This window comes from Pseudoalteromonas sp. 120-MNA-CIBAN-0494 (assembly GCF_040308885.1).
Classification (GTDB): domain Bacteria; phylum Pseudomonadota; class Gammaproteobacteria; order Enterobacterales; family Alteromonadaceae; genus Pseudoalteromonas; species Pseudoalteromonas nigrifaciens.
The window spans coordinates 1-19,938 of record NZ_JBEOOE010000048.1; the positions used below are offsets into that span (position 1 = coordinate 1).

A 19,938-nucleotide genomic window follows, 5' to 3' on the forward strand; every position below is an offset into this window, starting at 1 on the left:
AAACAGCGCCGATGATAGTGTAGCATTTGCTATGTGAAAGTAGGACATTGCCAGGCTCCAAATTGTAGAAAGCCCGAATTTAACGATTCGGGCTTTTTTACGTCTGCAGAAAAGTGAAATGTGGGTGGCTGAACTTTGAACGCTGACGTTTTCAATATAAATGGTATCTATATTTTTTGCTTATTCTGATATAATAATGTTTGAATTTAGCGCAGATACGCCTGATTTTATATTCTAAAACACCCCTTTTGATTGTTCCCTACGGTGTAGTTATTTATTAATAATAGATCTAAATGTGTGTAAATAAGCAAAAAAGAGATATTTAAATTGAACGAAATGTACTTAAACTTATATAGCACGGTGTACCAATGAAACCACTCGATAGACGCTTTTCTGTAGCCCCAATGTTGGATTGGACTGATCGTCATTGTCGTACTTTTCATCGTAAAATGACTAAGCATACAGTGTTGTACACGGAAATGATCACCACGGGTGCTATTTTGTTTGGCCGAGGCGACTACCTACACTTTAATCAACACGAAGGGCCTGTTGCATTGCAGCTGGGTGGCTCTGATCCACAGGCTCTTGCACAATGTGCAAAGCTTGCGGGTGAGCGTGGTTATGACGAAATTAACTTAAACGTAGGTTGCCCGTCAGATCGCGTGCAGAATGGTCGTTTCGGTGCTTGTTTAATGGGTGAGCCGCAATTGGTTGCTGACTGTGTGGCGGCAATGAAAGCAGAAGTAAATATACCTGTTACGGTTAAAACGCGCATTGGTATTGATGAGCAAGACTCGTATGAGTTTTTGTGTGCACTTATAGAAGCGTCGCATAATGTTGGTTGTGATGATTTTATTATTCATGCTCGTAAAGCTTGGTTAAAGGGGTTAAGCCCTAAAGAAAACCGAGAGGTACCGCCGCTTGATTATCCACGTGTTTATCAGTTGAAAAAAGATTATCCACAACTCGATTTAAGTCTTAATGGTGGTGTTAAAACAATTGAACAAAGTTTAGAGCATTTACAGCATATTGATGGTGTGATGATTGGTAGAGAAGCGTATAGCAACCCATTTATACTCAATGAAGTGGATGAAAAGATTTATGGTGATATCGCTAACACGCAATCTCGTCATGATGTCGTGCGCTCTATGTATAGTTATATTGAAGACGAAATGCGCTTAGGGGCTAACTTTTGGCATGTTGCTCGTCATATGCTGGGGATTTTTCAGGGGCAGCCTGGTGCCCGTGGATTTAGGCGTCATCTGTCTGAAAATGGCCATGGAAAACAAGCCGACTTATCGGTAATGGATAAAGCTTTGAGTTTTGTACCTGAATAATCAGCTAAGTGAATAATTTAATAAATGAATAAATACAGCCATCTTCGGATGGCTTTTTTGATCCTAAAAAATAGTCAAAAGTTTAGTTTATTGGCTAATTACACTTAATCATATTCAGTTAAAAGTAACTTTAATTTATAAATTATAAGTTTAAGTTGCTGAATTTAATGTGTTTTACTGTTTATATTATTACTTGGCATAACTCTTGGAATCTAATTTGTGTAATCACTTAAAAAGTTAACAGGAGAATCTGATGGGAATATTTAATCGCGTAACCGATATTGTTCAAGCAAATATAGTGTCGATATTAGACAAGGCAGAAGATCCAGAAAAATTACTTAATTTAATGCTCAGCGAGATGCAAGATGCACTTACTGAGTGTCGTATTACGACAGCGGCTTTGTTGTGCGAAGAAAAAACACTTAAACGTCAAATTGAAAATAAAAATAACAATTTAGTATATTGGCAGGATAAAGCTGAGCTAGCAATAGAGAGAGGTCGAGATGATTTAGCAAAATCAGCTTTGCTTGAAAAACAAACCATTAGTAACACAGTTGTAGCAAAGCAGCTGCAACTAGAAACGCTGCAGCAATCAATAACTAAAATGACAGCGGATTGTCAGCGTTTGCAACAAAGAATAGCCGAGGCTAAAGCCAAGCAAACACAGTTAGTACAGCGGCACAATATAGTGGCTGCAAGGGGGCAAATAAATAGCCAATTACAAAGTGAAAAAGTTGCACATGCACTCTCTCGATTTGAGAAAGTAGAGCAGCGCGTAGAAGGTATTGAAGCACAGGTAGAAGCGTACGAGCTTACTGATTCAGAAAATACTATAGCTGCACAAATAGACGCTTTGGTGAAAAACGAACAAGTAGATGCAGAATTAGCTCGCTTAAAAGCTGATTTAAAAACTAACTTAAAACAGAGTGCTTAAGGAGATAATTATGAATAGTTTTAACAGCAAACGTGGTTGGTACAAAGATCCACTTGATAAAAAAATATCTGGTGTGTGCAGTGGTTTAGCGCAGCGATTAGATTTACCTGTGTGGTCAACACGACTTGTCACTATTTTATTATTTTTGAGTTTTCCGTTTGCAATTGCACTAGGTTATTTTATTGCGCATTGCTGCCTAGAAGAAAAAGCAATTTAAGCTAATTTACATTTAGATTGAATTAAGGAGAGCTAAATGAAAGCGTTAGCCGTATGTATAATTGTTTATTTACTATTTTTTACTGATGTTGTCTCTGCGGTGCACTTTGATACTTGGCAATTACCGCTTTGGATTGCAGATACAAGTTGGACTGGGCTTGAGCTAATAGGAGCTTTAGCGGCTATTATTATTTTTGTAGCTGTTACAGTACTAATAACGATAGGATTAGTTGGCGCAGCAGCAGTTGCATTAGTCGGAACTGTATTGGCATTTTTATTTGGATCGCTGATGATTGCTTGGCCGTTACTATTTATTGCGGTACTTTGCTGGTTAGTAGCTGATAACAAAAAAGTAGCATCTTAACTCCAAATTAACTGACTATTGCAACTGAACTATGTTAAATTTGATACTTAGCATTATGTTTTAACAAGGATTAGAGTGGTGATTAAACAGTGTATTTCAATTGTTTTGGTGTCGGTTTTAAGTCTTTTTTCATCATCATCGATGGCACATTCAGGGCATAATCACGATGCGGATGTTGCTATTATTAAGGTTAGTAATGCACAAGTAAGGGAGTTTTTACCTGCCACAACTTCAAGTGTAGGTTATTTAAGTATTATAAATCATAGTGATACTGTGGCTACGTTGACTAAAGCAACTATTGATGGCTTAGGTCGCGTTGAAATTCATGAGCACTTGCACGTAGATGGCATGATGAAAATGCAAAAAGTTGAATCGTTAACAATTGACGCCCATCAACAAATCGATTTTAAGCCTGGTGGCTATCATTTAATGATTTTTGAACCACAAGAACCGTTAAAAGTAGGCCAACAACGTAAACTCACACTATATTTTAGTGATGGCAACCGTGTATTTACCAATGCTCAGGTGGTATCGCTTGCATCACAAGCAGAACAATCACAAGCATCAAAACAACATACTCATCATTAGGAGGATCAATGTCACAACATAAAGGGAAAATAGTTGCAGCATTAGCTATATTACTAATTATTTTTTACGCAATAGCTGTTTATTGGAGTACGGAGCCTGCTCGTTTTAATGTGGTAGAAAAAGCAAAGCAGCAAGCCCAGCAACGTAATGAGCAATTTGTTATTGGTTATACAACAACATCAACATTAATAACGGTAGCAAGTACGTTACTCGAAAAGCCAGGCGGTTATTTATCAAATGATGTTTTGCCGCCAAGTATAATAATGGACGATATGCCTGCGTGGGAATATGGCGCACTCGAAATGGTGCGTGATTTAGCCCTTTCTATGCGTAAAGATTTTAGCCGTTCGCAATCGCAATCAACTGAACACGAAGCTCTAAAAAAAGCACAGCCGCAGTTTAATATTAGCTCTGAAGCGTGGGCGTGGCCAAGCGCTGAAGGTGAGTACCAAAAAGGCATTGATTACTTATTGGTATATCGTACTCAAATAGCGAATGACCATGAGCGTGACAGTCAATTCTATGCTCGCGCCGATAACTTGCGCAGTTGGCTAAAAGAAGCTGAAAAGCGTTTAGGTAGCTTGAGTCAGCGTTTAAGCGCTAGTGTAGGCCAAGATAAAGTAAACACTGATTTAGCGGGTAATACATCAAATACACAAGCCACTTTTTCTCCATTACAACAGCAAGCAAAAACGCCATGGTTAGACATTGATGATGTATTTTATGAGTCGCGCGGTGCTACTTGGGCTTTATTGCATTTCTTACAAGCGGTAGAATATGACTTTGCCGATGTACTTGAGAAAAAGAATGCACGCGTAAGTGTGCAGCAAATTATACGAGAGCTTGAGGCAACTCAAGAAACAGTATGGAGCCCAATGATATTAAATGGGAATGGTTTTGGTTATGTAGCAAACCATTCACTGGTTATGGCAAATTATATTTCTAGAGCCAATGCGGCTCTTATTGAACTTAGCGAATTATTGACCCAAGGATAGAAAATGAAAAAGTATTGTTTAGCAGCAGCCCTTTCAATGGCATGTTTAGCGCCTGCAGCGCAAGCTGATACCTTATTAGGCTTGTATGTAGGTGTTGATGGCTGGAAAGCGGATAACGAAGGAAGCTTTTCTTATAAAGGAAATGCACCACAAGATTTTAATTTTGACGATGAAACCTTCGTAAGCTACTACGCTGCACTTGAGCATCCAGTGCCATTAGTACCTAATATTAAATTAAGATACACAGAGCTTGAGCTTACCGGCTCTACACGTCTGGATAAAACATTTTCTTTTAATGGTTCAGATTACGTTGTAGGTACTACGGTTAATTCAGTAAGTGACTTAACTCACATTGATTACACATTTTATTACGAAATCTTTGATAACGACTTAATCTCTATCGATTTGGGTGTTAACGCTAAGCAGTTTGATGGTGAGATTTTAGTTAAAGGTACTACGCAACAAGGTGGCGCTGATTATACTGAAACTGTTGAGTTTTCAGGCTTTGTACCATTGGTTTACGGCCGCGCTGAAGCAGGCTTACCTTTTACCGGTTTAAGCGTGTTTTTTGAGGGCAGCTTTGTAGCAATTGACGATAGCAAAGTTCAAGATTACCAAATGGGTATTGCATGGGAATTTATTGATAACCTAGCAATAGATGTTGCTGTTAAAGCAGGTTACCGCTCAATGACATTAGAGCTAGACGATGTTGATGATATTAACACTAATATTGATGCATCGGGTCCATTTGCGGGCATTCAAGTACACTTTTAATTACACTGCTAATTAATAGTATATAGCGTGGTTTTGCTACTTAGTAGTATGCCACGCTAGTTCAAATTCACTCTCAAGTGCACTATTAAGTAACTGCTTATACACTTTATTTACCGGGTAGTTAATGAGTTTAGATAGCTCATCACCTGTTTGCGTAAACTTATAATAACTCAATACTAAATCGCTATTTTTTGCTTTTAACGTTACTTTTTGTGATAAAAACGATAACGTAAGTTCTTGCCCAGTTTTTAGTACCGCAGATTCAATCTCTTTTCGATATAGTAAATTTAAATCCATTAAAGTTAATATATCAGGAAAGCTAATCCCTGTTTTTCCTAGATTTAAAGATACTTTATTGCCCTTACGTAACAAATCAAATAGTGATGGTTTTTTATAAAACCCTAGTAAAATAAAGTGGCTATCGTCTTTTTCATTATAACCAGAGAGGGGTACACACTTTTGTAGAGAGTCAGCTTCGCGCTGGGTCATATGCTTAAGTGTTTGCAAACTTTTTATTGAGAAAGTCCCCGGGTTAAGCGTTTCACCGGTGAGTATTTTTGCCCAAAGTGACTGCATAGATTGATTTGAGGTATCACCACATAGTGCTACAAAGTGTTCTACCCAATCGGCATCGGGTTGTTTACTACTGGCTACGTCAGGACAAAAATCCATTGCCATAGCTAAAATTTTTTCTATATTTTGCTGTTGTTTAATGAGCAGTAAGTCTTGTCTTTTTTGTGCTCTAGCTAAAACTGTATTGTCGCTATTAATGCGATATAGCGGTTTAACCTTGCCTTGGGGGCCATAACTTTGCTCATTATTGCCTACTTTAATAATAGGATAGCCCAGTAACGACTCTATGGTATTAGCGAGATTAATTCTTGCTTGTGCGGTTTTGACTGCCATGATTTTCCATTATTGTTTGTGCATCACTTAGCTGCGCTACTGTTTTTAAATTATTGAGCCCCAGTGATACTGCGTTACTTAAAATGTGCTTACTAAGCACAGCCACATACCCAGAAACTAAAGGCAGCGTGGCTTGCCCCGTAATTTGAAAAGTAACCGTGACCGTTTTTGCATTTTGCGTAAATATTACTTTAGCGGCAATAATGTGTTCTTGAGCAAATAAAATATTCAACACCATTTTGTTTGCACTTAACGCTGTGGTGGTCATTTCACCTGCGCCCCATTTACTTTGCCATGATTGATGAGCACCAACCCCTGTGCTTGGCTCACCTAAGGAAAGTTCCACTGAGGGATCTAGCTTCTTCCAAGGCGACCATTTATGCCACTGCGAAAAATCAGTGATTAAGGGTTTTACTATGTGCGTATTAGCATTAATGTTAATACTCTTTGTTACGTTATAGCTCTGTGGTAGTAATAGGCCAATAACGATAAAAAGTAAGAGTAAAATTAATAAAAATTGCACTAACGTTTTTAATATTTTAATAAAAAACCTCAGATAAATTAGGTTACAAACTCGTAACTTATTATTAATCTAGCATATTAACTCGGGTGTGCTTAACTTTCGAGGTTAATTTTATAGCAGCTATTTTTTAATTGAACTAGATACTTAGCCACAACCTATGAAAAGTAATAGTTAATAGAGGTGTATGAGTGCTAAAAAATAACGAAACTTCAATTTAAAACCACGCGGCACAGCAAAGTAGTGCTCTATCAAGGTAGGTTGGTATAGGGTATAATTTGCGCCTTTTGTTATTAAACGGTCAACTTTATGAGCACACTTAAAGCTAAGCGCGGCTTATTCTCATACCCAAAGTATTGGGCAGAGTGTTATGGCACAGCACCATTTTTACCTACTACACGCGAAGAAATGGATGCACTTGGCTGGGATAGCTGCGATATAATTATTATTAGTGGCGATGCTTATGTAGATCATCCTAGTTTTGGGATGGCAGTAATTGGCCGAGTACTTGAGGCGCAAGGTTTTAGAGTGGGTATTATTGCCCAGCCAGAATGGGACTCTAAAGAAGCGTTTATGGCGCTGGGTAAACCCAATTTATTTTTTGGTGTAACCGCTGGCAACATGGACTCGATGATTAACCGTTATACTGCTGAAAAACGCATGCGCCATGATGATGCCTACACGCCAGACAACATTGGTGGTAAACGCCCTGATCGTGCGGTAATCATTTACTCACAACGTTGCCGCGAAGCGTATAAAGATGTACCACTTATTTTAGGTGGTATTGAAGCAAGTTTACGCCGTGTTGCTCATTACGATTATTGGCAAGAAAAAGTGCGTCGTAGTGTTTTGTTTGACGCTAAAGCCGATATTTTAATATATGGTAATGCGGAGCGCCCACTGGTTGAGGTTGCTCATCGTATTGCAGCGGGCGAAAGTACCGATACCATTCAAGATGTACGAGGGACTGCGGTTATTCGTAAAGAGCCGTTACCAGGCTGGCGTGGCAGTGACTCTACCGCTATTGATAAAATAGGTAAAATTGATCCAATTCCAAACCCGTATGGCGCAGATGATGTTGGCTGTAGCAAATCAGAATTTAAACAAGCAGGTATAGACTTAAAAGCCGAAGCCGCCAAGGTTATTACTATTCAGCCAGCGCGCCCTAAGCCATGGGAAAAAACCTACGTTAAATTACCTGCGTTTGAGCAAGTAAGTGTGAATAAGCCATTGTATGCACATGCTTCTCGTATTGTGCACCAAGAAACTAACCCAGGTTGTGCTCGTGCTATTTTTCAGCGCCACGGCGATCGTTCTATTTGGGTTAATCCCCCAGCATATCCACTAGAAACACATGAAATGGACGCCGTATTTGGTTTGCCGTATCAACGTATTCCTCATCCTAGCTATGGGGATGCAAAAATACCTGCCTACGACATGATTAAAACATCAGTTAATATTATGCGAGGCTGTTTTGGTGGTTGCAGTTTCTGTTCGATTACCGAACATGAAGGGCGGATTATTCAAAGCCGTTCGCAAGAATCAATAATTGAAGAAATTGAGCAAATTAGAGATAAAGTACCCGGGTTTACCGGGGTTATTTCTGACTTAGGTGGCCCAACAGCCAACATGTATAAATTGGGTTGTACTAGCAAAAAAGCAGAAAGTACCTGTCGACGTTTATCGTGTGTATACCCTGAAATATGTAAGCATATGGATACCGATCATACGCCAACAATTGAGCTGTATAAAAAAGCCCGTGAAGTTAAAGGCATTAAAAAAATATTAATCGCCTCGGGTGTACGCTACGATTTAGCCGTGCAAGATCCACGTTACGTTAAAGAATTAGTTACTCACCATGTAGGTGGATATTTAAAAATAGCGCCAGAGCATACCGAAGATGGACCATTATCAAAAATGATGAAGCCAGGTATGGGAGCGTACGATCAGTTTAAAGCGTTATTTGATAAGTACTCAAAAGAAGCGGGTAAAAAGCAGTATTTAATCCCATACTTTATTTCGGCGCACCCAGGTACTAAAGACGAAGACATGGTAAACATGGCTTTGTGGCTTAAGTCGAACGACTTTAAACTTGATCAGGTACAAAATTTTTACCCATCTCCAATGGCAAATGCGACCACTATTTATCATACCGAGATGAACTCACTGCGTAATATTAAAAATAATACCGAAGTAGTACCTGTGCCGAAAGGTGCGCGCCAGCGTCGTTTACATAAAGCAATTTTACGCTATCACGATCCTGCGGGCTGGCCAATGATCCGCGAAGCACTGCGCAAAATGGGTAAAGCTAACCTAATAGGTAAAGCGCCAAATTGCTTAGTGCCAGAAGAAGGGCGCGACGAAAGAGCTGCAAAAGGAAGTAGTCGAGGTGGGCGCCCAGCATTAACGCGCCATACTGGTTTTAGCCAATTTCATAAGGCCAATACAAAACCAAAGGTAGCGAGTAATCGCCAAAGAGCTAAATAGAGCTCATAGCTTAAAAAGTAGTTAGCCTGTTTGGCTTATTACTAAGCTTGGGCTTGATTACTGAATATATGAGCACTGAAAAAAATGCCGCTTATTTTGCAATAAGCGGCATTTTTTATGTAAGTTATTTAAGTAGAACTTAAATAATATCAATTTTGTTACGAATGATTTTTACGCCATCCATATTTTCTAAAAACTTTTGTGCCAACGCACGCTCAAAACCTGTTTGCGCTTTACCGTATAAATCTACTTCACCATTTTTAACTTGTACGCGAATATCGCTTAGCGCTAAATTGGGGTTGGTACGCAAAGTGTGGGTAATCGATTGCTGTAAGTTTGGTTGGGTTGCTAGGCTGCTAACGACAACCATATTTGTTGTAGCACTCACTTTTGTAGCGCATGCTAATAAAAACAAACAACAAAATGATACTAAAGCGATAGTTAATTTTAAACGGCTCATAATCATATCCTTACATTGCAATTAATCGGGTAGCCAAATTAGGCAGAGTTACCATGATAGTTACAATTATCGTTCCATATTTAATGTACTGAAAATAAAGGCTATTTTATTAAGTGGGAATTCAGGTGGGCAATTGTTACATAAAACTAAGTAGAGATTACATAGCCCTAAACCATGCAGTTATGGAGGAGCAGGCATTAAAAAGCCGACATTTTTGTCGGCTAATATAATACTACTTACAGTATGCGCTTAAGTTACTTTTTCTTTTTAACCTTAGCTTTTTTCTTCGCTTTCATTTTAACCGGATCTTTACGCTTTTTAGCCGGCGGCTTAGCTTCTTTATGCTTTGGCTCTAATCCTTTAATAACACGACGTTTAAGTTTTTGCTCAATATAGCGTTCTATTTTATAAAGAATGCCAATATCGTGCGCTTCAACCAGTGAAAGAGCGATGCCTTTTTTACCAGCGCGGCCTGTACGGCCAATACGGTGTACATATATATCGGCTGTGCGTGGTAGGTCAAAGTTAATTACATGGCTAATATCAGCCACGTCAATACCGCGCGCCGCTACATCGGTAGCAACTAATATACGGGTTTTGCCGCTATGGAAGTTTTCCATCGCTTTCATGCGTTTGTCTTGCGGCATTTCGCCGCGTAACCAGGCTGCTTTAACGTCGTTAGTTGTTAGTTCACCAATTAGCGTTTCAAGACGCTCACGGGTTTTAACAAACACTATGGCTTTAGTTACGTCTGGGCCATTAAGGGTATTAACTAACAGCTCAAGTTTATGATGATAGTCGTCGGCTAAATGTACCCACTGGTGAATTTTAGCCTTTTCTTTGCGTGACGATTCAGCTTCAAGCAATGCTGGATCGTTTAGCGTTGTTTCAGCAAATCTTTCAACACTGTCGCCTTCAAGGGTTGCTGAAAATAAAAAGCACTGACGACGATTTTTAGCTTCATCACAAATACGGCTCATTTCTTTTTTAAAGCCCATGTCTAGCATGCGGTCGGCTTCATCAATAATAAGCATTTCTACGTGTTCAGCATGAAAGTTTTCGGTTTCTAAATATTCCATTAAACGCCCTGGGGTGGCGATTAAAATGTCATTATTTTTTTCAAAAATCTCTTTATGCGTACCATAGTTAATACCGCCTGTTACTACCCCAATTTTAAGGTTAGTACGTTTAGCAAGTAGTTCGCATTGTTCATGAATTTGATAAGCTAGCTCACGAGTTGGCGTCATTACTAATACGCGCGCAAAACCAGGATCACGACGCGGAAAATCCAATAAATATTGAATAGCCGGAATTAAAAAGGCGGCTGTTTTACCTGTACCTGTAGGCGCAGATGCTAAAATGTCACGCCCCTGAAGTGCTTCAGGAATAGCTTGTTGTTGAATGCTGGTTGGCGTTTCGTAACCCATTTTATTAATGGCGTCGAGTAGCTTGTTATCAAGATCAAATTCAGAAAATTGCATAGAGTGTCAAAAATAAAGGACAATGGCACTAATTATACTCGGTTACGCCTGCTTGGTGAATGAAAAGGTGAAAAAATGTCTGGTTTTGCATTTAAACAATTTAAAGTTGCGCACGAACAGTGTGCAATGAAGGTATCAACCGATGGTATTTTGCTTGGAGCATGGGCTAATTTAAGTAATGCCAACAGCTTGCTCGATATAGGTACAGGCACGGGATTGCTGGCGCTTATGTGCAAACAGCGCAGCCCCCAGTTAACTATAACGGCGGTAGAAGTTGATAAAAATGCTTACCAACAAGCGTTGCAAAATATTGCCGCTAGCCCGTGGCCAAATATAGAGGTGCACCAGCAAAGCATTCAAACTTTTAACAGCGCGCAGCCATTTGATGTAGTGATAGCCAATCCGCCGTATTTTAATCACAGTTTAAAAGGTAATAATAAGGCGCGTAATATTGCGCGCCATACAGATGGTTTAAGTTTTGCTGAGCTAATTAGTGCTTTTAAAAAGCTCAGTCATTCAGGCTCAACCTTTAGCTTAATTTTACCCACTACAGAGGTTGCGGTGTTTATTGAACTTGCTACTCAAAACGGGCTTTTTTTAAATACTCATTGCCAAGTAAAGGCGACGCCAAATAAAGCGATTAGCCGAAGCCTAATGACCTTTAGCTATATAAACCAGAGCATTGTGGAATCAGCTTTGTGTATAAAAGATAATGAAAACAACTATAGCGAAGATTATATTACGCTATGCAAAGCATTTTATTTGAAGATGTAATGTGGTAACCAGTGCTGGTATGATGAGTTTATATGTATACAGGAAACTTATAATGAAAAAACGAACTAAATCAGTATTATTAAGCGCCTTAGCCGCTACATTTTTTACAACGCAGAGCGTACTTGCCAGTATGACGCCTGTTGGGCTTTGGAAAACCATTGATGAAGACACTAATGAAGCTAAGTCGTATGTCCGTATAGTTGAAAATAACGGGGTTTTAAGCGGCACCATTGAAACATTATTAAATAAAGATAAGCAAAATGCAGTGTGCTCGCAGTGCTCGGGCGATAAAAAAGATCAGCCCATATTAGGCATGACCATTATTGATAATGTGATTGATAGCGGTGATGGTAGTTGGGAAGACGGTCAAATACTCGACCCAAATAACGGTAAAAGCTATACAGTGCGCTTAACGACTCAAGATGCTGGTGAAAAATTAGAAGTGCGTGGTTATATTGGCTTTTTTTATCGTAACCAATATTGGCTAAGAGTAGAGTAGTTAGCCAATAAAATTAAAGCGCAGTGTGGCTGCGCTTTACAAGTACAACAATAATAAACAGTATTACAGGGTTTCGCTGTACTCGGTCATTACCTGTTCAACCCAAGTGGCAATACGCTCGTCGCTTAGCTCGTACTGGCTGTCTTCATCAAGGGCTAAACCAACAAAGTGTGTACCGTCTTCGGTGAGTGCTTTAGATGCTTCAAACTCGTAACTATTGTCGTTTGGCCAAAAACCTAACTGGGTAAATGTTTGCGGACTTATTTCGTCGTGTAGCATGCCAAGCGCATCTTGAAACCACTGGCCGTAACCTTGTTGATCACCCATGCCAAATAACGCGATGGTTTTACCATTTAAGTTTACGTCTGCTATGTCGTCCCACTTTGACTCCCAGTCTTCTTGTATTTCACCAAAATCCCAGGTTGAAATACCAAAAATAATGAAATCGTATTGCTCTGCATTTTTTAGTGGTTCGTCTTTAATATTATGCAAGGTAACGATATCGGCACTAATAATGTCGCGAATTTTTTCTGCTGCCATTTCGGTGTAGCAGGTAGTAGAGCCAAAAAATAAACCAATTTGCATCGTATTTATCACTGTGTAATTGCCTGATATGATAAGCTCAAGTTTACCGTAAGGTGTTTTTAATTGATACCTTAGGCAATGGCTATAACAAAAATGAGAGCACAAAAGTGACAACGCTAGCTGACGACTTTTCAGAACCAAGCACGGCACCAAAAAGCAATAACGATTACCTAGAAACCTTTTTAGATTGTTTGTATTTAGAGCAAGGGGTGAGTGAAAATACACTATCGGCGTATCGCAGCGATTTAGATAAGTTTTGCCAGTTTTTAAAAAGCAAAAATTTAATGACTGTAACCGGCCTAGACGTTGAAAGCTATTTAGCCCATAGAGTTGATCTAGGCTTAAAGCCGCGTAGTACTGCGCGTAGTATTAGTGCGCTTAAGCGTTTTTATCAGTACTTTGTGCGCGAAAAGTTAATTAGCGACTCGCCAATGCTCAATATTGCGCAACCTAAAGCAGGACAGTCTTTGCCTAAAACGCTTTCGGAGGCTGAAGTAGAGGCGCTACTGAGCGCTCCCAATACCGATGAGCCAATGGGGCTGCGCGATAAAGCCATGCTTGAGTTACTATATGCAACAGGTTTGCGGGTTAGTGAGCTTGTAGGGCTGCGGATTGAACAAATTAATTTGCGCCAAGCTGTAGTGTTTGTAAAAGGTAAGGGGAATAAAGAGCGTTTAGTACCACTGGGCGAAGAGGCCATGTATTGGCTTGAGCAGTTTTTAAAGGTGGGACGGGCGCAAATGATTAAACACGCCACCGACTTTGTGTTTCCCTCAAAGCGAGGGGTTGGCATGACCCGACAAACTTTTTGGCATAGAGTGAAGCACTATGCTATTTTGGCATCAATTGAGTCGTCATTGTCACCGCATACATTGCGCCATGCATTTGCAACCCACTTATTAAATCATGGGGCAGACTTACGTGTGGTTCAAATGATGTTAGGACACAGTGATTTATCAACCACCCAAATATATACGCATGTTGCAAATGAGCGATTAAAATCGGTACATGCGCAGCATCATCCACGTGCTTAATATGAAATTTATTATCACTAAGCCGGTCAATTGATATGTATTTATAAAAATAGAGAAGAATTATGAAAAAATTAATGTTAGCAGGTGCCATGTTATGCACTAGTTTAAGTGCCGTAGCGAATGATGTGGCTGTAGCCCCTAACGCTAATGATCCTATTGTTATTAAATTTGCCGCGCTTGGTGTTACCGTTAAGCAAATAAACCCAAGCCCAGTAGCGGGTTTAAAAGAACTGATCACTAATCAAGGTGTGCTTTATGCAAGCCCAGACGGACAGTTTTTAATGCAAGGGACACTTATAGACTTAAATAATCGTAGTAATTTAACCGAAAAAGCACTAAACGGCGTACGCCAAGCTGGGTTAAAAGAATACGAAGATTCGATGATAGTGTACAAAGCACCTAACGAAAAACATAGCATTACCGTATTTACCGACATTAGCTGTGGTTATTGTCGTAAATTACACCGTGAGCTAGATGATTTACTTGAAGCGGGTATTACCGTTAAGTATTTAGCGTTTCCGCGCGGTGGCCTACAAGGTTCAGGTTATAATGACTTAATGAACGTATGGTGTGCTAAAGATCAACAAGAAGCACTAACCGAAGCTAAAAGTGGCTCAAATACTACAGCAGTTAAAGGTTGTAGTGCGCCAGTTGCTGAGCATTATCAGCTAGGTCAAAGCTTTGGTGTTACCGGTACACCTGCTATTATTTTAGAAGATGGCACCATGATCCCAGGTTATCAGCCAGCTGCCGCATTAAGCGCTGCGCTTAACGCTAGTAAAGCCCCATAGTAATTAAATTTACGGTGCGCATAAAAAAGGCCGAAAGGCCTTTTTTTGTATATTTATGATGAACCAAATAAGTTAAAAATCTGCATGAAAAAAACGATCCAAACGCGCGAAAACGTCGATGATTCACATTTACCGAGTCATTTACACCCTGTAATTAAGCAAATTTATGCCACGCGAAATGTTTCCCATGCCGATGAGCTAAATAACAGCGCCGCCACATTACACGACTTTAAGTTATTTAAAGATATGGACAAAGCCTGCGACTTGTTAATTGAGGCGCTACATGCCCAAAGCCATATTTTAATTGTTGGCGATTTTGATGCTGATGGTGCAACCAGTACCGCTACATTAATGCAAGGCTTGGCCATGTTTGGCTTTGCTCATTTAGATTACTTAGTACCTGATCGGTTTAGCTTAGGTTATGGTTTAAGCCCGGCGTTAGCTGCGCAAATAGTTCAGCTTAAACCCGATTTAGTAATTACAGTCGATAACGGTATTTCCTGTATTGCGGGTATTGATATTGTAAAAGCCGCCAATATTAAAGTGCTGGTTACCGACCATCACCTACAGGGCGAAACACTCCCTAATGCCGATGCCATAGTAAACCCGAACAGGCACGACTGCAGCTTTCCGTCTAAATCGATTGCAGGTGTTGGTGTGGCTTTTTACTTACTTATTGCCCTTAGAAGCACACTGCGTGAGCAAAATCATTTTGCGCAGCAGCCTATGCCTAACTTAGCCGACCTGCTCGACATAGTTGCGCTTGGTACTGTAGCCGATGTAGTGGCGCTTGATGCCAATAACCGGACATTGGTGCACCAAGGACTAGCGCGTATTCGCAGTGGTAAAACTCGCCCAGGCATTACTGCCCTCATTGAGGTTGCTAATCGTAATGCCTCAAGATTGAGTGCCAGCGACTTTGGTTTTTCGCTTGCTCCGCGCCTAAATGCCGCAGGGCGCTTAGATGACATGAGTTTAGGCATAGCCTGCTTACTCAGTACCGATATAAACCAAGCTAGGCGCATTGCCAGTGAGCTAGATAGCTTAAACTTTGCACGCCGCGAAATAGAGCAAGGCATGCAGCATGAAGCGCAAGCTGTGCTTGATAAGTTAGCGTTTAATGATGACAATATTCCCGACGCTATTTGTTTATACCAAGAGGATTGGCACCAAGGTGTTATTGGTATTTTAGCCGGGCGTTTAAAAGAAAAATACCACCGCCCAACAGTTATATTTGCGGGTGGCGAAAACGGTGAGATAAAAGGGTCATGTCGCTCAATTGAAGGGCTGCACATACGCGATTTACTCGAAGGGCTAAGTACGGCCGATCCGCACTTAATTAGTAAGTTTGGTGGCCATGCCATGGCGGCCGGTTTAAGTATTAATGAGCAGCAATTTAGCGAATTTAAACACGCCTTTGATACTGCCGTTAGCGCCCAGCTTAGTGAAGAAAGTAAACGCTGCATTGTATTTACCGATGGCGAGTTGCCAAATGAGTGTTTTACCATGGATTTTGCCCAGCAATTAAAACAAGCGGGCCCTTGGGGGCAGCAATTTCCTGAACCGGTATTTGAGCACACATTTGAGTTAATTCAGCAGCGTATAGTGGGCGAAAAGCATTTAAAACTGGTATTAAAACATCAATCAGGCCGCTTAGTTGATGCCATAGCTTTTGGCATTGATGTAAAAGAATGGCCAGATAACAACGCACAATTTGTTAAAGCAGCGTATCAGCTCGATATAAATGAGTTTAGAGGCAAGTTCACCCTGCAATTAATTATCCGAGAGCTAGAAAAAGCCAGCTAAAAAATATCTAGAATAGATCGCATAAAGTGCTAATAAAGCGCACGGTTTTTTGTTAAAATCGGGCGTTTTTATCATTTGACGATAATATATTGCGTTAATTCCTTTTTAAGGAGCGTAATAACCTAGCCATTTTGGAGTAATGACCATGTTTGAAGTGAATCCTGTGATTAACCAAATCAAGGAAATTCGCGAACGTACTGAGTTGCTTCGGGGGTACCTTTGACTATGCTCTTAAACAAGAACGCTTAGAAGAAGTTAACGCCGAACTTGAAGACTCAGCCGTATGGAATGAACCTGAACGCGCACAAGCTCTCGGCCGTGAAAAGTCGGCATTAGAAGCTGTTGTTGAAACTATCGATACTTTAGTGACGGGTACTGACGACGTTGAAGGCTTACTTGAGCTTGCTGTAGAAGCCGAAGATCAAGAAACCTTTGATGAAGCACAAAGCGAACTAACAGACTTGAACGAGCAACTAGAAGCGTTAGAGTTTCGTCGTATGTTTAGCGGTCCTCATGACTCAAACGACGCTTACCTTGATTTACAATCTGGTTCTGGCGGTACTGAAGCACAAGACTGGTGTAATATTTTGCTGCGTATGTATTTACGCTGGGGCGAGGCTAAAGGCTTTAAAGTTGAATTAGTGGAAGCTACTGGCGGCGATGTTGCAGGAATTAAAGGCGCAACAGTTCGCTTTGTTGGCGAATACGCGTATGGTTGGTTACGTACCGAAACTGGCGTGCATCGTTTAGTGCGAAAAAGCCCGTTTGACTCAAGTGGTCGTCGTCATACTTCGTTTGCCTCTGCATTTGTTTACCCAGAAGTTGACGACAATATTGAAATTGATATGAACCCGTCTGACTTACGTATTGACGTTTACCGTGCCTCGGGCGCAGGTGGTCAGCACGTTAACACCACTGAATCAGCGGTTCGTATTACGCACGTACCAACAAATACCGTAGTGCAGTGCCAAAATGAGCGCTCACAACATAAAAATAAAGCCCAAGCAATGAAACAGTTAAAAGCAAAATTGTTTGAGCTAGAGTTACAACAGCAAAATGCTGAAAAACAAACCCAAGAAGACTCAAAGTCGGACATTGGTTGGGGCAGTCAAATTCGTTCATACGTACTCGATGACGCTCGCATTAAAGATTTACGTACAGGCGTTGAAAGCCGTAATACCCAATCGGTACTTGACGGCAACTTAGACAAATTTATAGAAGCCAGCTTAAAATCTGGTTTATAACCACCAAGCTAATAAAGAGCTAAAAAAATGACTGATCAAATCCAAGACGAAAACAAGTTAATCGCTGAGCGTCGTGGCAAATTAGATGCTATACGCCAAAATTGCCCAGCCAACGGTCATCCAAACCAATTCCGTCGTGAGCATTACACGGCAGATTTGCAAGCCCAGTTTGGTGATAAGAGCAAAGAAGAATTAGTAGAGTTACAACAAGTAGTGTCTATTGCTGGACGTATTTTAGCAAAGCGCGGACCATTTTTTGTAATTCAAGACATGAAAGGCCGCGTACAATCATATGCGTCTAAAGATGTGCAAAAAGATTTAAAAGAAAAATATGGCCAACTAGATACTGGCGATATTATTGGTGTTAAAGGCGCGCTTAATAAATCGGGTAAAGGCGATTTATACGTAGAAATGACAGAGTACCAACTATTAACTAAGTCACTTCGCCCGTTGCCTGAAAAATTCCATGGCTTATCAGATCAAGAAACTAAGTACCGTCAACGTTACGTTGATTTAATTACTAACGAAGCAACGCGTGAAACATTCCGCATTCGCTCACAAGTAGTTGAAGGCATTCGTCGCTTTTTAGCAGACCGTGACTTTATGGAAGTAGAAACACCCATGCTACAGGTTATTCCTGGCGGTGCATCGGCACGCCCGTTTGTAACACACCATAACGCGCTTGATATTGACATGTATCTACGTATAGCGCCTGAGCTGTACTTAAAGCGTTTAGTGGTAGGTGGTTTTGATCGCGTATTCGAAATTAACCGTAACTTCCGTAACGAAGGGTTATCTACGCGTCACAATCCAGAATTCACAATGATTGAATTTTACCAAGCATACGCTGATTACATCGATCTGATGAACATTACCGAAGACATGCTACGTACAGTTGCAGAAAACGTACTTGGTAGTGCTGTGGTAGTTAACACAACTAAAGACGAAAACGGCGAAGTAATTGACTCAGTTGAATACGATTTTGGTCAACCGTTTACGCGCTTAAGCATGAGCGACGCAATTTTAAAATATAACCCTGAGTTTGATGCGGCAGTGTTTAACGACCCAGAAAACCATTTTGAACAATTAAAAGCGTACGCTAAGCAAGTACACGTTAAAATTCCTGAAAACTGTGTTTGGGGCCCAGGTAAATTTTTGTGTGAAATATTTGAAGAAACAGCAGAGCACATGCTTATTCAACCTACGTTTATTACCGGCTACCCATGGGAAGTATCACCATTGGCACGTCGTAACGATGAAAATTCATTTGTTACAGACCGCTTTGAGTTTTTTGTTGGCGGACGTGAGCTGGCTAATGGTTTCTCTGAGCTTAACGATGCACAAGACCAAGCAGAGCGTTTTACTCGTCAAGTTGAAGAGAAAGACGCAGGCGATGATGAAGCAATGCATTACGACGAAGACTACATACGCGCACTAGAGTATGGCTTACCACCAACTGCAGGTGAAGGTATTGGTATTGACCGTTTAGTAATGCTGTTTACTGACTCTCCAACCATTAAAGACGTTATTTTGTTCCCGCATATGCGCCCGCAAGCCGACTAAGCTTAATAATGTAAAGTAATAAAGCGCCGCTTAAATGCGGCGTTTTTGTGTCTGGGCTATAACTTTTTAATCTGAGTGTTTTTTAAACGCACTGTTGCATTTATGTAAAGTTGTTCGCTACACTACGATGGAAATTTAGAGGATTGATTTAAGGCTCTAAATAAAAAGATTAAATGGATTTATAAATAATAATATGAAAAATAAATGTATTGAAAACCCAATCAATAACTGTGAAACAGAAGATGCAAGACAAGCCTTTTACCGAGCCTGTATTGCAGAGTTTCAAAAGTTAGGTTATCAAGAGCAGTATCTTGCAGAGTTAAATGATGATTTAGTGCCTGTGTTAGGCGTTAACCCACCAGAAAAAAGTTAAAAGTTGTTTGAATTTCAAACTAATTACACATTAAAACTAACTAGATGCACAATCTATAACCATATAGGCACATTTGGTAGAAAAGTGTTTGACATATTTTCTGAACTCTTTATTATACGCCCCACAAGACGGAGAGGTGTCCGAGTGGCCGAAGGAGCTCCCCTGCTAAGGGAGTATAGAGTTTGTAGCTCTATCGAGGGTTCGAAT

At 40.3% G+C, this 19,938-nt stretch carries 21 protein-coding genes; 16 read left to right on the forward strand and 5 right to left on the reverse strand.

Annotated elements, in window-relative coordinates; genetic code table 11:
• Nucleotides 1–368: 368 nt before the first annotated feature.
• The 7 genes from dusA (at nt 369) to AAEY55_RS17015 (ending at nt 5,208) form a co-directional block, all read left to right on the forward strand.
• Complete coding sequence (dusA, locus tag AAEY55_RS16985) at nt 369–1,337, forward strand: tRNA dihydrouridine(20/20a) synthase DusA (protein ID WP_080516805.1); 969 nt, start codon at nt 369–371, stop codon at nt 1,335–1,337.
• 253 nt (nt 1,338–1,590) lie between these two features.
• Entirely contained in the window at nt 1,591–2,271 is a 681-nt protein-coding gene (locus tag AAEY55_RS16990; protein ID WP_179808192.1) for a PspA/IM30 family protein, read from the forward strand.
• 10 nt (nt 2,272–2,281) lie between these two features.
• Entirely contained in the window at nt 2,282–2,488 is a 207-nt protein-coding gene (locus AAEY55_RS16995) for a PspC domain-containing protein (protein ID WP_086996915.1), read from the forward strand.
• A 36-nt stretch (nt 2,489–2,524) separates the two neighbouring features.
• Nucleotides 2,525–2,851 (forward strand): hypothetical protein, encoded by a 327-nt coding sequence (locus AAEY55_RS17000; protein ID WP_182677133.1) that lies wholly within the window; start codon nt 2,525–2,527, stop codon nt 2,849–2,851.
• A gap of 78 nt (nt 2,852–2,929) precedes the next feature.
• Nucleotides 2,930–3,439 (forward strand): copper chaperone PCu(A)C, encoded by a 510-nt coding sequence (locus AAEY55_RS17005; RefSeq protein WP_350552371.1) that lies wholly within the window; start codon nt 2,930–2,932, stop codon nt 3,437–3,439.
• An 8-nt stretch (nt 3,440–3,447) separates the two neighbouring features.
• Nucleotides 3,448–4,434 (forward strand): DUF2333 family protein, encoded by a 987-nt coding sequence (locus AAEY55_RS17010; RefSeq protein ID WP_011327207.1) that lies wholly within the window; start codon nt 3,448–3,450, stop codon nt 4,432–4,434.
• Nucleotides 4,435–4,437: 3 nt separating this feature from the next.
• The gene (locus tag AAEY55_RS17015; RefSeq protein ID WP_086996921.1) at nt 4,438–5,208 is read left to right on the forward strand and encodes a TIGR04219 family outer membrane beta-barrel protein; all 771 of its coding nucleotides are present in this window, start codon (nt 4,438–4,440) and stop codon (nt 5,206–5,208) included.
• Nucleotides 5,209–5,244: 36 nt separating this feature from the next.
• On the opposite strand, the gene AAEY55_RS17020 is transcribed toward AAEY55_RS17015, so the two are convergent.
• Entirely contained in the window at nt 5,245–6,114 is an 870-nt protein-coding gene (locus tag AAEY55_RS17020) for a TIGR03899 family protein (RefSeq protein ID WP_350552374.1), read from the reverse strand.
• Nucleotides 6,083–6,637: an SRPBCC family protein gene (locus AAEY55_RS17025; protein WP_350552377.1), complete on the reverse strand. Its 555-nt coding sequence runs from the start codon at nt 6,635–6,637 to the stop codon at nt 6,083–6,085. Before AAEY55_RS17025 ends, AAEY55_RS17020 begins: the two co-directional genes overlap by 32 nt.
• A 306-nt stretch (nt 6,638–6,943) precedes the next feature.
• On the opposite strand from AAEY55_RS17025, the gene AAEY55_RS17030 reads away from it, so the two are divergent.
• Nucleotides 6,944–9,121: a YgiQ family radical SAM protein gene (locus tag AAEY55_RS17030; RefSeq protein ID WP_089367764.1), complete on the forward strand. Its 2,178-nt coding sequence runs from the start codon at nt 6,944–6,946 to the stop codon at nt 9,119–9,121.
• A gap of 139 nt (nt 9,122–9,260) precedes the next feature.
• Here AAEY55_RS17030 and AAEY55_RS17035 read toward each other — a convergent pair whose 3' ends face one another.
• Nucleotides 9,261–9,581: a BON domain-containing protein gene (locus AAEY55_RS17035; protein ID WP_011327212.1), complete on the reverse strand. Its 321-nt coding sequence runs from the start codon at nt 9,579–9,581 to the stop codon at nt 9,261–9,263.
• Between the two features lie 254 nt (nt 9,582–9,835).
• On the reverse strand, nt 9,836–11,062 hold the full coding sequence (srmB, locus tag AAEY55_RS17040; protein ID WP_058372586.1) for an ATP-dependent RNA helicase SrmB: 1,227 nt from the start codon (nt 11,060–11,062) through the stop codon (nt 9,836–9,838).
• A gap of 75 nt (nt 11,063–11,137) precedes the next feature.
• Here srmB and AAEY55_RS17045 point away from each other — a divergent pair, with 75 nt between their 5' ends.
• The gene (locus AAEY55_RS17045) at nt 11,138–11,836 is read left to right on the forward strand and encodes a tRNA1(Val) (adenine(37)-N6)-methyltransferase (protein WP_182683836.1); all 699 of its coding nucleotides are present in this window, start codon (nt 11,138–11,140) and stop codon (nt 11,834–11,836) included.
• Nucleotides 11,837–11,888: 52 nt separating this feature from the next.
• Complete coding sequence (locus AAEY55_RS17050) at nt 11,889–12,335, forward strand: DUF2147 domain-containing protein (protein WP_011327215.1); 447 nt, start codon at nt 11,889–11,891, stop codon at nt 12,333–12,335.
• Nucleotides 12,336–12,398: 63 nt separating this feature from the next.
• On the opposite strand, the gene fldB is transcribed toward AAEY55_RS17050, so the two are convergent.
• A complete protein-coding gene (gene fldB / locus AAEY55_RS17055) occupies nt 12,399–12,920 on the reverse strand; it encodes a flavodoxin FldB (RefSeq protein ID WP_350552385.1) in 522 nt (173 codons plus the stop codon).
• A 107-nt stretch (nt 12,921–13,027) separates the two neighbouring features.
• On the opposite strand from fldB, the gene xerD reads away from it, so the two are divergent.
• The 6 genes from xerD (at nt 13,028) to AAEY55_RS17085 (ending at nt 19,731) form a co-directional block, all read left to right on the forward strand.
• Nucleotides 13,028–13,954 (forward strand): site-specific tyrosine recombinase XerD, encoded by a 927-nt coding sequence (gene xerD, locus AAEY55_RS17060; protein WP_350552381.1) that lies wholly within the window; start codon nt 13,028–13,030, stop codon nt 13,952–13,954.
• A gap of 62 nt (nt 13,955–14,016) precedes the next feature.
• Entirely contained in the window at nt 14,017–14,745 is a 729-nt protein-coding gene (gene dsbC / locus AAEY55_RS17065) for a bifunctional protein-disulfide isomerase/oxidoreductase DsbC (protein WP_041454340.1), read from the forward strand.
• Between the two features lie 84 nt (nt 14,746–14,829).
• Nucleotides 14,830–16,551: a single-stranded-DNA-specific exonuclease RecJ gene (gene recJ, locus AAEY55_RS17070; RefSeq protein ID WP_011327219.1), complete on the forward strand. Its 1,722-nt coding sequence runs from the start codon at nt 14,830–14,832 to the stop codon at nt 16,549–16,551.
• 145 nt (nt 16,552–16,696) lie between these two features.
• Nucleotides 16,697–17,795 (forward strand): peptide chain release factor 2 gene (gene prfB / locus AAEY55_RS17075; protein ID WP_182677139.1). Its coding sequence is split into 2 segments (ribosomal slippage): nt 16,697–16,771 and nt 16,773–17,795, totalling 1,098 coding nucleotides; the frame shifts between segments, so codons are not numbered across the junction.
• Nucleotides 17,796–17,822: 27 nt separating this feature from the next.
• Entirely contained in the window at nt 17,823–19,358 is a 1,536-nt protein-coding gene (gene lysS / locus AAEY55_RS17080; protein ID WP_011327221.1) for a lysine--tRNA ligase, read from the forward strand.
• 193 nt (nt 19,359–19,551) lie between these two features.
• Entirely contained in the window at nt 19,552–19,731 is a 180-nt protein-coding gene (locus AAEY55_RS17085) for a hypothetical protein (protein ID WP_011327222.1), read from the forward strand.
• Nucleotides 19,732–19,938: the final 207 nt, after the last annotated feature.

Excerpts from the sequence above, each read along its gene's own strand:
- srmB (WP_058372586.1), bottom strand. The coding sequence starts at position 11,062 with ATGCAATTTTCTGAATTTGATCTTGATAACAAGCTACTCGACGCCATT.
- AAEY55_RS17030 (WP_089367764.1), top strand. The coding sequence starts at position 6,944 with ATGAGCACACTTAAAGCTAAGCGCGGCTTATTCTCATACCCAAAGTAT.
- AAEY55_RS17010 (WP_011327207.1), top strand. The coding sequence starts at position 3,448 with ATGTCACAACATAAAGGGAAAATAGTTGCAGCATTAGCTATATTACTA.
- lysS (WP_011327221.1), top strand. The coding sequence starts at position 17,823 with ATGACTGATCAAATCCAAGACGAAAACAAGTTAATCGCTGAGCGTCGT.
- AAEY55_RS17020 (WP_350552374.1), bottom strand. The coding sequence starts at position 6,114 with ATGGCAGTCAAAACCGCACAAGCAAGAATTAATCTCGCTAATACCATA.
- recJ (WP_011327219.1), top strand. The coding sequence starts at position 14,830 with ATGAAAAAAACGATCCAAACGCGCGAAAACGTCGATGATTCACATTTA.
- fldB (WP_350552385.1), bottom strand. The coding sequence starts at position 12,920 with ATGCAAATTGGTTTATTTTTTGGCTCTACTACCTGCTACACCGAAATG.
- AAEY55_RS17045 (WP_182683836.1), top strand. The coding sequence starts at position 11,138 with ATGTCTGGTTTTGCATTTAAACAATTTAAAGTTGCGCACGAACAGTGT.
- AAEY55_RS17050 (WP_011327215.1), top strand. The coding sequence starts at position 11,889 with ATGAAAAAACGAACTAAATCAGTATTATTAAGCGCCTTAGCCGCTACA.
- AAEY55_RS16995 (WP_086996915.1), top strand. The coding sequence starts at position 2,282 with ATGAATAGTTTTAACAGCAAACGTGGTTGGTACAAAGATCCACTTGAT.
- AAEY55_RS17035 (WP_011327212.1), bottom strand. The coding sequence starts at position 9,581 with ATGAGCCGTTTAAAATTAACTATCGCTTTAGTATCATTTTGTTGTTTG.
- AAEY55_RS17000 (WP_182677133.1), top strand. The coding sequence starts at position 2,525 with ATGAAAGCGTTAGCCGTATGTATAATTGTTTATTTACTATTTTTTACT.
- AAEY55_RS16990 (WP_179808192.1), top strand. The coding sequence starts at position 1,591 with ATGGGAATATTTAATCGCGTAACCGATATTGTTCAAGCAAATATAGTG.
- dsbC (WP_041454340.1), top strand. The coding sequence starts at position 14,017 with ATGAAAAAATTAATGTTAGCAGGTGCCATGTTATGCACTAGTTTAAGT.
- dusA (WP_080516805.1), top strand. The coding sequence starts at position 369 with ATGAAACCACTCGATAGACGCTTTTCTGTAGCCCCAATGTTGGATTGG.
- AAEY55_RS17085 (WP_011327222.1), top strand. The coding sequence starts at position 19,552 with ATGAAAAATAAATGTATTGAAAACCCAATCAATAACTGTGAAACAGAA.
- AAEY55_RS17015 (WP_086996921.1), top strand. The coding sequence starts at position 4,438 with ATGAAAAAGTATTGTTTAGCAGCAGCCCTTTCAATGGCATGTTTAGCG.